At 39.0% G+C, this 14683-nt stretch carries 15 protein-coding genes; 4 read left to right on the forward strand and 11 right to left on the reverse strand.

Annotation, left to right across the window (positions count from 1 at the left end; translation table 11 throughout):
• Positions 1-53: 53 nt before the first annotated feature.
• A complete protein-coding gene (locus GARC_RS26840) occupies positions 54-317 on the reverse strand; it encodes a hypothetical protein (RefSeq protein WP_153810990.1) in 264 nt (87 codons plus the stop codon).
• Positions 318-511: 194 nt separating this feature from the next.
• On the opposite strand from GARC_RS26840, the gene GARC_RS21255 reads away from it, so the two are divergent.
• The gene (locus GARC_RS21255; RefSeq protein WP_007624281.1) at positions 512-2602 is read left to right on the forward strand and encodes a TonB-dependent receptor plug domain-containing protein; all 2091 of its coding nucleotides are present in this window, start codon (positions 512-514) and stop codon (positions 2600-2602) included.
• 67 nt (positions 2603-2669) lie between these two features.
• Here the strand turns inward: GARC_RS21255 and GARC_RS21260 are convergent, their stop codons facing one another.
• Genes GARC_RS21260 through GARC_RS21275 form a run of 4 tightly spaced genes read right to left on the reverse strand, consistent with a single transcriptional unit; the run spans position 2670 to position 5976 of the window.
• Complete coding sequence (locus tag GARC_RS21260) at positions 2670-3950, reverse strand: sensor histidine kinase (RefSeq protein ID WP_007624283.1); 1281 nt, start codon at positions 3948-3950, stop codon at positions 2670-2672.
• A 4-nt stretch (positions 3951-3954) separates the two neighbouring features.
• Positions 3955-4698: a response regulator gene (locus GARC_RS21265; protein ID WP_007624286.1), complete on the reverse strand. Its 744-nt coding sequence runs from the start codon at positions 4696-4698 to the stop codon at positions 3955-3957.
• Positions 4698-5126 carry a DUF3019 domain-containing protein gene (locus GARC_RS21270; protein ID WP_007624288.1) on the reverse strand — a complete coding sequence of 143 codons (429 nt, stop codon included), beginning with the start codon at positions 5124-5126 and terminating at the stop codon, positions 4698-4700. The genes GARC_RS21265 and GARC_RS21270 overlap by 1 nt, the downstream gene beginning before the upstream one ends.
• A gap of 10 nt (positions 5127-5136) precedes the next feature.
• Positions 5137-5976 (reverse strand): MipA/OmpV family protein, encoded by an 840-nt coding sequence (locus GARC_RS21275; protein ID WP_007624290.1) that lies wholly within the window; start codon positions 5974-5976, stop codon positions 5137-5139.
• Between the two features lie 433 nt (positions 5977-6409).
• Between GARC_RS21275 and GARC_RS21280 the strand changes: the two genes are divergently transcribed.
• Complete coding sequence (locus GARC_RS21280) at positions 6410-7081, forward strand: hypothetical protein (RefSeq protein WP_007624292.1); 672 nt, start codon at positions 6410-6412, stop codon at positions 7079-7081.
• Between the two features lie 148 nt (positions 7082-7229).
• Here GARC_RS21280 and GARC_RS21285 read toward each other — a convergent pair whose 3' ends face one another.
• The 4 genes from GARC_RS21285 to GARC_RS21300 all read right to left on the reverse strand — a co-directional run bounded on the left by GARC_RS21285 (position 7230) and on the right by GARC_RS21300 (position 10946).
• Positions 7230-7667 (reverse strand): hypothetical protein, encoded by a 438-nt coding sequence (locus tag GARC_RS21285; RefSeq protein ID WP_007624295.1) that lies wholly within the window; start codon positions 7665-7667, stop codon positions 7230-7232.
• A 327-nt stretch (positions 7668-7994) separates the two neighbouring features.
• Entirely contained in the window at positions 7995-8771 is a 777-nt protein-coding gene (locus GARC_RS21290) for an HNH endonuclease family protein (RefSeq protein ID WP_052151546.1), read from the reverse strand.
• A gap of 339 nt (positions 8772-9110) precedes the next feature.
• A complete protein-coding gene (locus GARC_RS21295; protein ID WP_007624301.1) occupies positions 9111-10025 on the reverse strand; it encodes an alpha/beta hydrolase family esterase in 915 nt (304 codons plus the stop codon).
• Between the two features lie 414 nt (positions 10026-10439).
• The gene (locus GARC_RS21300; RefSeq protein ID WP_007624303.1) at positions 10440-10946 is read right to left on the reverse strand and encodes an EF-hand domain-containing protein; all 507 of its coding nucleotides are present in this window, start codon (positions 10944-10946) and stop codon (positions 10440-10442) included.
• 515 nt (positions 10947-11461) lie between these two features.
• Here GARC_RS21300 and GARC_RS21305 point away from each other — a divergent pair.
• Complete coding sequence (locus GARC_RS21305) at positions 11462-11968, forward strand: YgjV family protein (protein ID WP_007624304.1); 507 nt, start codon at positions 11462-11464, stop codon at positions 11966-11968.
• Between the two features lie 535 nt (positions 11969-12503).
• Positions 12504-12833, forward strand: coding sequence for a DMT family transporter (locus tag GARC_RS21310; RefSeq protein ID WP_007624309.1), 330 nt, complete (start codon positions 12504-12506; stop codon positions 12831-12833).
• Positions 12834-13255: 422 nt separating this feature from the next.
• Here GARC_RS21310 and GARC_RS21315 read toward each other — a convergent pair whose 3' ends face one another.
• Both GARC_RS21315 and GARC_RS21320 read right to left on the reverse strand, forming a co-directional pair.
• Entirely contained in the window at positions 13256-13759 is a 504-nt protein-coding gene (locus GARC_RS21315; protein WP_007624311.1) for a fasciclin domain-containing protein, read from the reverse strand.
• A gap of 389 nt (positions 13760-14148) precedes the next feature.
• Positions 14149-14568 carry an MAPEG family protein gene (locus tag GARC_RS21320; RefSeq protein WP_039990202.1) on the reverse strand — a complete coding sequence of 140 codons (420 nt, stop codon included), beginning with the start codon at positions 14566-14568 and terminating at the stop codon, positions 14149-14151.
• Between the last annotated feature and the right edge of the window lie 115 nt (positions 14569-14683).

The raw sequence follows: 14683 nt of genomic DNA on the forward strand, positions 1-14683 counted from the left end.
TTCGGTAAAGCTCAGATAACTCATGAGGGGCGGGTAATAGTAAAACCAAGTTTTTAGTGTTTAAAATATTCTCCGGTAGTACTTGCATATCTGCGACCACAAACTTGGCCTCTTGATTGGCAGTAAAGTGATGCATTTGCCCTTGTTTGATGACCACACATTAGTCGGTCGCGACTTTTCCAGCGTATGTTTCTAACTCTATATTGATCACGCCACTTAGGGGGAGCACCAATTGATGGTAATTGTGAAAGTGTTTTTTGCGCAGTTAGTTGTATGAGCGAATAGAGAGCTGATTTTGCACGAAATGTATGAGTCATAGTTAACCTATAATCTAGATTACACCATTGCACCTAAAGAAACTTAATCAAGCTGGATGAATGCTGAAATATCGCTATAACGGCTGAAAAATAGCGCTACAAGTCGATACAAAGTTTCCTATATTTGTCACAGTTCATAAATTGATTTTTCTCTATGCTTATCAGGATAAATTTAGTCACTTTAAAGGCTTAGAATGAAAACCCAACTTGTATTAACCCCCCTTGTATTATTATTTTGCAGTTTATTTCCTCATTATTCCTACAGCCAGGAGGCAGATGATAGCCAATCAGATGATGTCAAAACAGATCGCATCGAAGTTATCCATAAACGTAGTAACGTTATGTCAGAAATTACTGAAAATGCAGAAAAGTTGATTGCTATGCCAGGTACCAACGGAGACCCATTACAAGCGGTCTTTGCTTTACCCGGCGTGGTGGCTGCTGGCGGTGCTGTGGGCTCTCCTGCCGTTAGGGGATCGTCTCCAGAAGATAATTTATTTGAAATTGATTTTATGCCAGCAGGTTATATTTTTCATGATTTTGGTCAATCTATTTTTAATCGTCATTTAGTCCAAGATTTTCAATTGTATTCAGCCGGTTATGGCACCAGTTATAGTGCGGCTACAGGTGCTGTTTTTGATGTGAGCCTGCGTAATCCTAAACATCAAGATATTCGAACCACTATAGATATTAGTTTGTTCAATTCTGGACTTTTTGTTGAGGGACAAGTCAGCGAAAACAGTGCTTTTTATTTTTCTGCACGTAAAAGTATGTTGCCAATATTTTTTGAAACAGGTGAAGAGCTAGAAGATGATGATGGTGAACTTAGTGGGCTCACCGTCAACGACGCACCAGACGACAATGATTATCAAGGAAAATGGGTGTGGGATATTAACAATAACAACATGTTATCCGTGTCGTTTACAGGTGCCCAAGACAGCGCTGCAATAAATCTTAATGAGCGTGCTGACATAGCTTTAAAAATTCCAGATTATCAGGGGGATGCAGAGTTTCTTAGAAAATTTAATAGTCAAAGTATTATTTGGGATCATTATTCTAAAAACCTGCATATCAAAAGCGGTATTGGGTTTTTAAATGACAATGAACGCCTCGAATTAGGCAAAAGTGCGGCTAACCCAACCGGTTTGTTTATCGATAGCGAGAAAAAGCAAATATCCTATAAAAGTCGTCTTAATTATCAATTCGCTCAATCTCATCATTTGATTGTTGATGCGGCGTATTATGATGTCACCGAAACATATGCTTATGATATTTTTCAACAAGTTTGTACTGAAATCGACCCTGATTGTGACAGTGACTTAGGTGGTCGTGTTAATGATGTGAATGTCATAGACACCAGTAATCAATTTGTTGGTATTACCGATGTGTGGACACTCAGCGAAAATTGGGAAACTGAATTAGGTGTGCAATGGCAACATAATAATTACAGTAAAGAAACTTTCATATTGCCGCGTTTTACTTTAAGTTATTTTGTAAATAGCAACAGTACTATTAGCGCAAAGTATGGCAAATATAATCGTCTTCAAGATGTCGATTACATTTTACCGACCTTAGGTAACCCAGCACTAAAATCGCAAACTGCCACCCATTCCACGCTAGGTTTTGAACAACACTTAGCTGATGAATGGAGTTGGTCTGTAGAAACTTATTATAAAAAAATGGAAGACTTGCCCTTAGGCTTAGATGACACTGAAACTGACGCTCATTTATTGTACAGTAATGATGTTGAGGGTAAGGCTTATGGTGTTGACTTATTAATTAATAAAAACCGTATGGACCGTTGGTATGGCTGGTTATCACTGAGTTATTCTAAAAGTGAACGTACTAATTTACGTGAACATCAGACCTTTGAATATTATGCTGATACCCCCTTGGTGGTTAACATGGTGCTAAATTATCAACTCAGTGATAAATGGAACCTTGGTTTTAACTTTACCGCACGCAGTGGTCAGCCTTATACCCCAATCATAGGTGTGAGAGAAAACCCCAAAGCCGATGGATATTTTTTACCTATATATGGGCCGGCTTATTCTGAGCGTTTTGATCTTGCTCATCGACTGGATGTCAGAGCTGAGTATAAGAGCAGCTTGTGGGGACTTGATGCGACTTGGGTGTTTGAAGTTATGAATATTTATAATCAAGACAATACCAGTTACATCGATTTAGATTACGCCAATATTGATTCAACTGATGACTTACTGATAGAGGAAGAAAGCGATAACTTTTCGTTACGTCCGTCGGTTGGGTTAAGTATTACTTTTTAAAGTCTGACTCTAGCAACAAGCCTTCTGACGGGCTTGTTGGCATTGGGTTAAATATCCAGAATTCAGGTTAAATAGGTAACTTAATTATTATCTCTGCTCCTTTTAGTTTTTGACTTCGTGTAATCACCAACTCACCGTCATGCCACTCAATAATACGCTGCACTATTGCCAAACCCATACCATAACCCTTGGTTTTATCAGTGGCATGTTTTCCGCGTACAAAAGGTTTGAGTAAATCTTTTTCATCCTCGGAAAAACCAGTACCGTCATCGGCAATGCTTAAGCAGATTTGATGTTCACTATGGTGTACTTGCACGAGGACCTGGCTCTGGCCATATTGCAAAGCGTTTTGCAGCAAATTATTAATCACAATCTGTAAATATTTAGGATCACCAAATACCCAAGATGTTTCAGTACTTGGTTGAAAAATAATGCGCTGCACAGTTGCGTTTTTAGCCTTTACGCAGTGTTGAACAATTAGATTTAGGTCAACCTTTTGTTTATCGATTCTGACCATCGTTTGCTCTAAACGGGCATAGTCCAACAATATTTCAACCAAACAAGTCATTTCATCAACATCATCACCTAAACGTTGCAGATATAGGTGTTGTTGGTCAGGGTTTTGTTCCTCAGCAATAGTGTCAATACCGAAACGCATTCGAGCTAAGGGGGTACGTAAATCATGGGATACAGCATTACTGAGCAATTTCACATCACTCACTAAGTTTTGGATACGTTGCGCCATATGATTAAATTCGTTCTCTAAGTCTTTGACGTAAGACACACTGCCCACTTTGATACGCTGATCTAACTGGCCTTTACCAAATAATTGAGCGCTATGACGCAAATTGATTAAACGCGAGACTAGCGGGTAAGTCCACATCCAAATCAACAATACTAAAGCCGCATAAAACAACAGGGTAAGCATTAACTTTAATTCGCCAGTTTCAGGTTGGCTAGTCGAAAAAGTTGGTTTGAGTAATAACAAGGCTTGTTGTGTTTCTAAATAGAAGTACAGGCTAAATTCGTTGTTGTTAGTTAATAACAATGGCTCGCCAGACTTAACTTGTTGCATTAATGATGTAGGTAACTGAATTTGATCAAGGGGCACTATACTTAAATGATAACGTCCATGTTTGGGCCAATTTGTCACCACATCTTGAGGGCGCTCCATTGTGTTTAATGTATCTGCGAGCTCCTGGCCTATTTGTTCTAATATAAGCACGTTGTCGTTATGTAAGCTTGAAGAGCTGGGTACAACATAATAAAACAAACTATCCAACATTCGGCCTAAACCAATAGTGGCCGCCAATACTGCAACTATTAAAGACAGCGTTAATAAGCGCATTGAACTACCATGCATCAGGCGCAAATAAGTAGCCCTTACCCCAGATGGTTTTTATTTTTAAAGGATCGCGAGATTCATCACCTAATTTTTTTCTTAATTTGGAAATTCGCAGATCGATAGAACGGTCAAATCCGTCATACTCAATACCACGTAATTGGCTAATCAAGCTATCTCTTGAAATAACAGTACCGGCGCTTAACGCCAAGATCCACAATACATCAAACTCTTTTGAAGACACCTTAATCAATTGGTTGTTTAAGGTCACACTACGAGACAGTTTATCTACCTGCAAACTTTTAAAGGTCAATTTTGACGGTTCTTGTGGTGATTCAATTGTTGGCTGGGATTTTGCGGTTTGGTAATGTGCTGCCATGTTAGCTTTAGTCGCTATGGCTTTATTCATACGAGTAAGTAAAGCTCGCGCGCGCACAGGTTTGGTTAGGTAGTCGTCAGCACCAAGCTCCAAGCCAATTACTTCATCTATTTCTTCGTCTCTGGCAGTGAGCATAATAATAACGCCAGAGTAATTTTGTCGAACCTGTTTACATACTTCAAAACCATCTAAACCGGGCAACATACCATCTAGTATTATTACATCAGGTTGCAAGCGAGGAATGGCTAAAACAGCCTCATCGCCGCGCATACACTGGGTCACGTGAAATCCTTTGTTATTTAAATAGTCGCGTATCCAATCTGATAACGAAACGTCATCTTCAACTAACAATATTTGTACTACTTTTTCATTCATTAAAATAAGCGCCAGGTTAAACGAGATTTTTGTTGTTTTTTATACACCCAAGATACCTTTAATTCAGACTCTGCTAACGCAATGTTGCTTTTCTCTAATTTTAGGTAAAAATGTAGAATTTTGTCTGTACCGAATTGTTGAGTTAATACCCCTTGGGTACTGGCGACCCAACATTTCAGAGGTGTATCTTGAGCTGATGAATATATACAATAATTGTTACTAGTAGCTGCGCGCCAGCTCATTTTAAGATTAACAAAACAAGCTTGGTCACGATGCAGAGATACACAAGTATTAGGTTGAATGCGCAGTTCATTTGTAGATGTTGCTTGCATGGGGGTATCTGCCAACACCAAATGACTTAAACCAACAAAGTAAGCTAGGCTGATATAGCAACCAACCTTCACAAAACCTCTGCTAATCCATGCCACGTTATTCCCCTTAGAACAAAACATAGACAATAGAAATATGTGCAAATGTTTCAATTTTTGGGGCAACAATGGGGCTGTTGTAAATACTGCTGGGTAAACGGGTTAGCTTCAATGAACTTTCAAGCACCCAATCTTTTGCCAAGGGGTAACTGATACCGAATTCTGCACCTAGGGTCATACCACTACCCGCTTTGTAGGCTGTAAATTTATCACTGACTTCAGACTCTGAAACACCATAATAGTAATTCAGTGTTTTACTACTATCAAATTGGGCGCTGAAGGTTGTATGAAAATTTGCATTGAAATATTGCCATGTTTTGCCATACCACAAGGCCAAATGTGTATCATGGTTTCCAAGGCTGGAAATGGGTGCAAATAACACCCTCAGGGCGCTCGTTTCATCTAAATAATGAGTGGCCCGCAATCCAAGTCGGTTATCTGAATCCCTTGGGTTAATACCAATTAGACCACTTTGCTCATTATTTATTGTATCAGAATAGTCAGTAGCAATTCCTTTATGTACTTCACTCAAATACACATCAAATGTCCAAGTTGGGTCAGAATAAAAATTATAACCTAGGCCCGGCAACCCTAATGCGCTTAGCCCTTTATCCTCAATAAAAAAACCATTCCATTGATAATTGATCCTGATATCTATTAAAGTACCAAAATGCTGGGGAGCGTCTACAAAACGGCTGTCGAGGGCGGCAAATGCAAAGCTGGCTTCTATAAAACCGCCGTTTCCATTTTTATCCTCGTTTGCCGTTTGTGCTGTGGCCATCAAAGAGTTCAGCCCGAAAAATACTGTTAGGGTTACAGGGGCAAACCAATAACCTAATAATTTATACAAAATATTATTTCCATCTGAGCGTACACATAATAGTAACTACTATTTGACCTTAAAACGGTATGAATATTTGTATCTAATTGTATCGTTGTGCAAATACATCAACGTTATTAAATTAACTTTTAGGGTTTCCATAGGTTGATTTACTGCGTCAAAGAGACATTTAAGGGTTGGTTAACTCCGATTTACAGCTAGGGAAATATGCCAGTAGCAGCACACTTGCCAAATTGGCATAAGCTACAAGTATAAATAGTTAGCTACAACTTCCAACAATTATCAACTAGTTACTTATAGTCGCTATGTTAGCATTTTCGTATTAACTCCTTAAACAACTTACATTTTAAGATATTGATTTAAATTGATTATTTTAATATTTAGGTTGGTTTGAGTAGTTGTGCTTTAAAACAAAATCAACTAAAAAATTATGGAGAATGTTATGAGAATGTGCAATAAAAAACTCGTTATTACTTTGACGCTTAGCCTAACAGTAGCATTAACTGGCTGCCTTGATAGCTCAGATAAACTGGATGATAAGCTAACTCACGAGGTAGAGATATCTTTCGTAAACTCATTGAGTTACATGGCTGATTTTTATGCTCAAAAACGGAGCATTAGTACTGGGGGGAGTGGTCTATTTGATAGTGACAATTTAGTCTCTGGCGACGTACCCAAAAACGAAGTGGCTAGCATTTATAACTACAGTTACAAAGTCACTAACAATATGCTTGATTTGGGTGTTAAAGACAGTGTCAACGCTAACAAAGAAGATCGCATAACCTCTATTTTGAGCAAAGATGACAATCTTTGGGTCATTGCTTGGGAATATTCTGGAGAGAGGGATATTTCAGTGATTAAAAAAAGTCAGAATAATATCTCTGATGTGTTTAACGTGCGTTTGTTTGCCAACGGCAGCTACGATGTTGCCGTTGCCGGTAGTCAAGTATTGACCACTGAAAAAGGTAAAGTCACCGATTACCTGAGCGTTAGTCGTTGTGCTGATGGGCTGAAAGTTGCCAATAACAACATTGATCTGTGTGCGGGTAACTTTGGTGCTTCGTACTTACTGGTAGTTGATAACAATGGTAAGTTGGTTATGGCACAGGAATAGTTTTTGAAAGGGGAGAGGTTTTAGCCGCAGAGTATTTTTAGGATTAAAGTTTATAAAAAATCTCTGTTAATGCGATTCAATTATTACGTATTCGATTAAATGAGTTACCTCCACGGCTTCCGTGCCCTGGAGGGTGTGTCTTGACTTTTTATGCCGCTTTACCTAGGGTGAATTTAGTATCTGCATCACGTAATAAATACAAAGCAAAACAGGCTGCCCACATTGGCCATGCAGCAAAAAACAACAGGTTATTAAAAGCATCAAAATAGTTAGCAAAGGCAGACAGCGTTGAACCACCATGTAATAAAAATATAAGTCCGTAAGTGATGCGCTTTTTAATACCTGCAACGAATGCGAAAACTAGTACCAGTTGTAACGCACCCAAAATGTAGGCAATGTTTTCGCCTAAACCTGAAATAGCATAAAAATGTTCAAATATTTTAATGCTATGACCAGGGTTGACGAACTTATCTATGGTCCACATTAACATTACAACAAATACACCTAGTCTTAGGGCTAATAAAGACCACTGTAAACGGTTTTGAACATCATTAGAGATTGATTGGTTTGGCATGGTTTCACTCATTTAATTTCCTTAAATTCAGCCAAAAAATAGGCTGGGTATTCGTTAGTTTGATTAAGGCTATGTTTATAAGCCTTGGATGCAAATAAAAAGGGCTAACGCTTTTTTAACGTAGGCTTTGTAAGTTACTTAGTAGTAAGCATTGCAACAGACCGCGTTATTAGAAAATTATTACAGTAAAATTGTCATCAGTCTTTATGGATATGCTGAATAACATCTACTGCAATTAAATGGGGGGCTTTGAAGAGTCTAAAAAATAATCTTTTTTGTGCTGTAATATTCAATTGCAGTATTAGTTATATGATGGTTTTGCTAGCGAGCTTCTGTAAGTTAAGTAGCCTTGCTACAGGCTTTAACTAGGCGGTTAACTATGCGCTGTTCTGATGGGATATATGCTAAGTTATATTTACTCATGACTTTGTTGAAGTGAGTAATATATTCGCATCTATATTGATGATTTGGGGGCAGCCAATCAGAAATGCCTTTAGCACCTTTTTGACGATTCAAAGACGCCTGAGCCAGAATTAAATTTTCACTATCATTAGCGAATAATGCCTTTTGATTTCTACTCCACAGACTAGCGCCACGGCCATGGGCAAACTTTAAAGGCACTATGTGATCTAGATCTAAATCTGTGGATAGGGTGAAGGTTTCATTGGAATAGGGATCATACCATTGACCCGAAAGCACATTACATTCTTTGTCTGATTTAAAAGCAACGGCTTTTGTAGATGTTTTGATCAGCAATTCATGTCGCGTATTCTGACAATCTTTATCACTGTCTAACCAATGGGGCCAATCACTTCTGTCGTAAAGCGCGACAAAAGCTCTTCCTTGCTCAATAGCTTCATCGGTGGCTTTATCTATTGATTTGGTTTTTGCCTTAGGTAACCGTCCACCCTGTTCGATGCAAATAGCAACAGAATCAAAGGCTTGGTAATTTTTGGTGCGATTGAATGAGGCACTAGTTTGGTCGTGACATATACCAGAAGACGAGAGTTTAACCTTAGGCTCAGAAGAGGAAATAGCCGCCATGCTATCAACACATATAGCGAGCACAAGGAACAACGAAAAGGGTACAACTCTAAAAAATGTTACAGCTTTCATTTACAACTTAGATAAGACAATACGCTGTTATAGTTTGCCATGGTGGCAGAATAATAAAAGGTAATAATGGTTAAATTACCAAGTAACAGTGCAATCAGAGTAAGAAGTCGGCTTTGTGTCAACGTCCTTGATGTTTTTTGACTTTACTCGAACATGACGAACGGATTGCATTTTCACACAAGAATAAGCCATTTTTTACTGAAACTTTAAATGCGAAAAAACAGTGGTAGAGCCACCAAAGCGAGTATCGGCATTGCCTACTGCATTGCCATTTTCGATGGCGATCAGGTTTGTTTTAGTGACTAAAAAGTATCTATCACTCGCCTTTAAATGGTTTGTTTATTGTAGAGGGTGTTCTTTAAAAAAACTCCAAATGAGTTCAGTAGCAGGAATATGTTTATCCGTTGCGCCCAATCCATAACTGGCCAATTTATCGGCCATTTTGCTGCCTGGCCAAGTATGACCCGCTCTAGTGGATTGATAAAATATAACGTCGCCATGGTCTTGGCACTGGCTATAAGTCAGACGTGTGACTTGTTCTCCTAAATCAGTATTTTGTGCTTGTTTGACACAATGATTGTTATCCAACCATCCGCTAATGGCTGGTTCGACTCCCATGCGCCAATAAGGCGGTGAGTCATCATTGGCGACATAGTGATTTACGCCGTCTTTTTTTCCGTGGAAAGTAATTACCGGAACCACTCTGGCTGGATGGCAATCTTCTGGAAAGCGGACACCAGCAACAGGACCAATGGCCGCAATTTGTTTGGATAAATCACATGCTAGACGACTACTCATTCTTGCTCCACCGGAAAAACCCATGGCATAAATTCCATTGTTGTCGACGTTATATTGTTGTTTTAGCTGTGCGATTAGCGTTTGCACAAAAAACACATCATCAACACCAAGCGGGTCTTTGTCTACATTCCAAGTCTTTGGGCCTTCAGGCGTGCGGCGATAAATCGCAGCGGGAGACACCGCAATAAAGCCGTGTTGTTGAGCCAGTGTTTCGATATTTGAAATTTCAACCTGTTGAGCGGGGCTGGCTGAAGTGCCATGAAAGTTCAAAACGACAGGCATAGATTGGCTTTTGTCATAGCTAGAAGGGACAAATAAACGGTACTGCCTGTCTTGCTCTCGTATTGTGATATCACTTAAGTAGGTATTTTCTTGCGCCGTCACAAGTTCGCTGTATAAAGCCAGCCCCACGCCTAAGGTTAAACTGATTAAAATAGTCGGTAATAGTGATTTCATATTTTATCCTGAATTAGGCGGTTTGAATGTTGCCATGCAGTCAAGTTCATTTCTGTTCCTTTAGCATCGTAAATCTAATCAAAGTTGAAATCGGATCGTGATTAGAGATATCGCGATCCCCGTCATTATCCTCATGATACATATAGTTATTACAACTTAAATCTTAACTGATAAAAATGATGTACTTTGCAAAATGCCGCCGTTACTAAATTTCTTAACTGCACCAATAAAGCGGAAACAGTGACAGTGCCACCAAAGTAGGTTTCGGCAAAGCCGATTGTATTGCACTCCTATATGGCTGTCTTGTTAATTAGCGGGAATTACCTGCACTTAAGCTAAAAACATCAACCACAGGTTTAAAGTTTGGTTGATGCTTTATCAGAGCTAAGAGGATTTACGGCAACTTCCCGTTATTTATGCGGTGGTATTGATTGGTGGGGCGACTTTATTCATTAATTCAACTGAACGTTGCACCCCGTCTTTTGAATAACCATCGTTTTTTAATTCCGCTAATAGATCATTTAGCTGAGTGGCTGTATTTTGATCTTTAGTGTCATTAGCGATAGAAGACAACATGGTTTTAAAGGAATCAAACTGAGATTCTTTGCTAGCATCTGGTGCTCCATATAAACCGACTTCTCCGTCCATACGCGCCATCATTTGAGCCATTGTTTGGTCGCGTTCCTGAATGGCTTTATTGTGCTCATCTTGGGATAGGTTACCGTCGCCATTGCCGTCCATATCACTGAACATATCAGCAGAACTAGCACTGTCCACACCTTGTGTACTTAATGCTTCCATAAATTCAGTCGCACTAACGGTTCCATCTTGATTAGTATCGGCAATATCAAATTGCTGTTGTGATTGTTCCTGTTTGCGGGCAGAAGGATCAACGCCTCCACCTATAGACATTATACTCATTGGTTGCTCCCTTTAATTAAAATCAGTTATACCGAAAGCATTAATAAGTCCAATTAATGTAAAGATTGCGTAAAGCTGCAATGTGAATGAATAAGTTATTGATATTTAATTGATAAATTTGTTTTGTGTTGAAAGGGAGAGCTGAGTTATGACGCTATTTAAAACGAATTTTGGGAGAGGCGGCAGCTCTTTGCCAGTTTCAGGAAACCCATGAGGCAACACAGAACCTGAACGTTAAAGAGTGAAGGTAAAGAAGAAAGAGACACGCGTCCCTTAAACTCCCAACTTTAAAACCACAGGATCCAAATAACAGCAGTACTTTATACTTGTTGATTACGCTGTGATTGGTTAGTTTATTACTTTGAGTGCCTTTTTAAAACGTTATAACCCTGAACAATATTTAACCCTTAATTACTTTAATTTTCTGTATAAACTGAAGAACACCTCTAACATCGCTCATTGGCAAATGTTAAAAGTATTGCAGAGCCCCTTTTCTTTTAAGTTGACTAACTATAATGCCCGACTTTTTACTTTCACAATTGCTTGTTTCTGTCACACTCATTATTGAATGTGGAGCGATGCAACTTAAAAACAAAAACTATATTTTGGCAGCGCTATCAGTTAGTTGCTTCTTTAATGGTTTTCATTACCTATTGCTTGAGCAACCTACGGCAGGTTATATATTTTTATTTTCAAGTATTCGCTTTTTGATTTCAATTAAGTGGAAGTTTCAATGGATTTCAGCGGCTTCCCTGTGTGTTAGCTTAATCATTACGGTATCCACCTATATAGGAATATTGAGCATAATTGGATTTTTTGCGACTATTTTCATTACTATTGGATCATTTAGTAAAAATGACCGGTTTTTACGTTTGATGATGATTACGGGTGGCTCAGTGTGGTTGTTGCATAACCTTCTTTTGTGGACGCCAGTAGGTATTCTCGTAGAAGTCATTTTTGTTGGAAGCAGTTGCATTGGTTACTATCGCTACTATGTTGCCCACAAACCTTCAGAGCCCTAACCAATATGTAAAGCAGCACAGAAGAAAAAAATAGCTAATCTTCAGCTTTATTTTGGCGCTTGATTAATATTTAACCTGAATTCAGGTTAAAACGTGCCGCGAAACATAATAAAAATTTAATTAAAAAAAAACAGTAGGTTAGACGTTTTAAATTGATTTGCTCGGTCATTTAATGCATCCAGTGCTGATATTATTGTGTTTATCAAGGCGAGCTTGTGAAGGAATAGCCAGCTATTGAGAGCAAGTTCAACGAAGATAGGCGCAATAATAGCGGTGCTGGACGGTATGGCTTATCCCGAGTTCAGGTTATTTACCAATCCGTGTTGATAAGTGCTCACTCAGCAAGCATTTAAGCTAAAGAAGACATCCGTCCCTAAAAATTTGTAATTCCTAACTTTAAAAACTTAAAATCGTTCTTCCAAAGGATAATGGCTGTGATAGAACTGAGATATGTAGAAAGTCGGAAAAAAGCCGTGTATAAACACGGATCTTTTCTGGCATTTAATATTGTTATATTTTTATCAAGGGGTTGGGAATGGGTTACTGGTATTTAGCAATTGCGATTGGTGCTGAAGTTATAGCCACATTAGCACTCAAGGCGTCAAATGGTTTTTCTAATTCCACTTCTAGCACTATTTGTGTAATTGGTTATGCAATCGCATTTTATTTCCTGTCTTTAGTCCTTAAAACTGTTCCCGTAGGCATCGCTTATGCAATTTGGGCTGGAATGGGAATTATCTTAATTGCATCAATAAGTGCAGTTTTGTATAAACAAATACCAGATTTACCAGCAATTATCGGTATGGTATTAATTTTGGCTGGTGTTGTAGTTATTAATGTATTCTCAAAGACAGTAAGTCATTAAAAATATAACAAAAATTAAGAAAGGACAAAAACAGTTGGCTGGTTCCGCTCCGCATTTTAGCCAACTACATTTTTTCCTTAATACCAATCCGCATAAAGAAGTGACCTCTCAGCGAGATTTTAAAAGGGCTTAATCAAGGCGCTTGAATGAAGTAATAGTTATTCTATTGCGAATTCGAGCAACGCAGAGTAAGCCCTTTTAAAACTCGCCCTAAAGGGAAAGCACCAGCCATTCTTGCACTTCGTTCTCACTATTTGAAAGGGCTTGCCATTCCTGCATAGTGACGCCTTGTGCAAAAATGGCTGGTGATTTCTGAGTGGTCACTTCTTTATGCGGAATGGTATAATAGGGCTGCTCTCTTACGATGACTGTTTAGTTAATTGCTGTTAATTTTATTCGCCCTAGGTATAGGCAGATGTATATTAGATTTCAGGTAAGATAACCCTGTCGATAATGTGGATCACACCATTTGAGGTCATGATGTCGGTCTTGATCACAGTGGCGTTGTTGATTTTAAAACCATCTGAGCTATCGATAACAATGTCGTCACCTTGAACTGTTTTCACTTTATTTAACTTCACCACATCCGCTGCCATCATCTTACCTGCAACAACATGATAAGTGAGTATGGCTGCTAGTTTTTGTTTATTCTTTACATTTAATAGATCACCTAAAGTGCCCTCAGATAGTTCTACAAAGGCGGCATTAGAAGGGGCAAATAAGGTAAATGGCCCTTTTCCTTTAAGAGTATCTTCCAAACGAGCTGCTTTTATGGCGGTGACCAAAGTGGTAAGTGAAGGATCGGCCACTACGGTTTCGAAAATATCTAACCTTTGCGAATTGTGGTGCGAAGCCAATGCGCTGGCAGACATAAAGGTTAAGGATAATACCGCGATTGAAATAAACTTAGTTAAAGACACTTTCATAAATGCTCCCTATTTTGCTGGTGAAAAAATTGCTAACCCTTCAAACGTTTTGGTTCGTTAAAATATTAGCAGTTACCCCTATTACTACCTAAAAAGACGGACATTTGACTACAATTTTGGCTTAAGTGATTGATGAGAAGATCAATGACGGTATCTGTTACTCCAAGCCGTGTCTATCTTAATACTCAAATACCTTTTCTAGGCGGCTTTCGAAGAAGTCTTTACAAGCCGATTCATGACCTTATTGAAGTGAGCAATGTATTGGCATCGATATTGATGGTTAGGTTACCCTCTTACGATGGCTGTCTTGTTAATTCGTTACTTTTGCGTATTTTTTTAATGGCGCAACCATGCACAAAGTCTACGACTTTGTGTATGGCCAGAACTGGTTATACCGCTGCTAGTTTCCAAGCGGCTAGTATGAGCATCGCAATCAATACAAAGCACCCAAGCAAGAACAACCGCAGTCTCATTGGGACATAATTGGAACCAATATGTACATAAGCATGAGCGAATCTACTCAGCGCGAACAACCATGCGAGACCTATGGCAACCATATCTGCAGCATTAATACTGTAGAGCACCAAACACAGAACGTAGAACAACACTGGAGCTTCAAATTGGTTGGCAATGTTGTTGGACACCTTGACCACATCCTCCGGCCATACTCTATTATTTAATGCCGCTTGCTGGCGATTTACTGCACTGGCTTTTACTGCCTTGGCCTTCCTCACCCCAAGCGTAATGAACATTATCAGGGTCAGAAAAATTTGCGCTAGAACAGGCCATAAAATGTGGTTTGAGTTCATTGGATCCCTCGTTGTTACTAATAAATCAATAGAAGGTGTAGCCCGAGGCTTTGGCCCCTTAATGGACTATCTGTAGCTGGTAAATATCCAAGCCGGTGTTAAAATGGACAGTGTC

This window comes from Paraglaciecola arctica BSs20135 (genome assembly GCF_000314995.1).
Lineage (GTDB): Bacteria > Pseudomonadota > Gammaproteobacteria > Enterobacterales > Alteromonadaceae > Paraglaciecola > Paraglaciecola arctica.

Excerpts from the sequence above, each read along its gene's own strand:
- GARC_RS26840 (WP_153810990.1), bottom strand. The coding sequence starts at position 317 with ATGACTCATACATTTCGTGCAAAATCAGCTCTCTATTCGCTCATACAA.
- GARC_RS21255 (WP_007624281.1), top strand. The coding sequence starts at position 512 with ATGAAAACCCAACTTGTATTAACCCCCCTTGTATTATTATTTTGCAGT.
- GARC_RS21260 (WP_007624283.1), bottom strand. The coding sequence starts at position 3,950 with ATGCGCTTATTAACGCTGTCTTTAATAGTTGCAGTATTGGCGGCCACT.
- GARC_RS21265 (WP_007624286.1), bottom strand. The coding sequence starts at position 4,698 with ATGAATGAAAAAGTAGTACAAATATTGTTAGTTGAAGATGACGTTTCG.
- GARC_RS21280 (WP_007624292.1), top strand. The coding sequence starts at position 6,410 with ATGAGAATGTGCAATAAAAAACTCGTTATTACTTTGACGCTTAGCCTA.
- GARC_RS21285 (WP_007624295.1), bottom strand. The coding sequence starts at position 7,667 with ATGAGTGAAACCATGCCAAACCAATCAATCTCTAATGATGTTCAAAAC.
- GARC_RS21290 (WP_052151546.1), bottom strand. The coding sequence starts at position 8,771 with ATGAAAGCTGTAACATTTTTTAGAGTTGTACCCTTTTCGTTGTTCCTT.
- GARC_RS21295 (WP_007624301.1), bottom strand. The coding sequence starts at position 10,025 with ATGAAATCACTATTACCGACTATTTTAATCAGTTTAACCTTAGGCGTG.
- GARC_RS21300 (WP_007624303.1), bottom strand. The coding sequence starts at position 10,946 with ATGAGTATAATGTCTATAGGTGGAGGCGTTGATCCTTCTGCCCGCAAA.
- GARC_RS21305 (WP_007624304.1), top strand. The coding sequence starts at position 11,462 with ATGCCCGACTTTTTACTTTCACAATTGCTTGTTTCTGTCACACTCATT.
- GARC_RS21310 (WP_007624309.1), top strand. The coding sequence starts at position 12,504 with ATGGGTTACTGGTATTTAGCAATTGCGATTGGTGCTGAAGTTATAGCC.
- GARC_RS21315 (WP_007624311.1), bottom strand. The coding sequence starts at position 13,759 with ATGAAAGTGTCTTTAACTAAGTTTATTTCAATCGCGGTATTATCCTTA.
- GARC_RS21320 (WP_039990202.1), bottom strand. The coding sequence starts at position 14,568 with ATGAACTCAAACCACATTTTATGGCCTGTTCTAGCGCAAATTTTTCTG.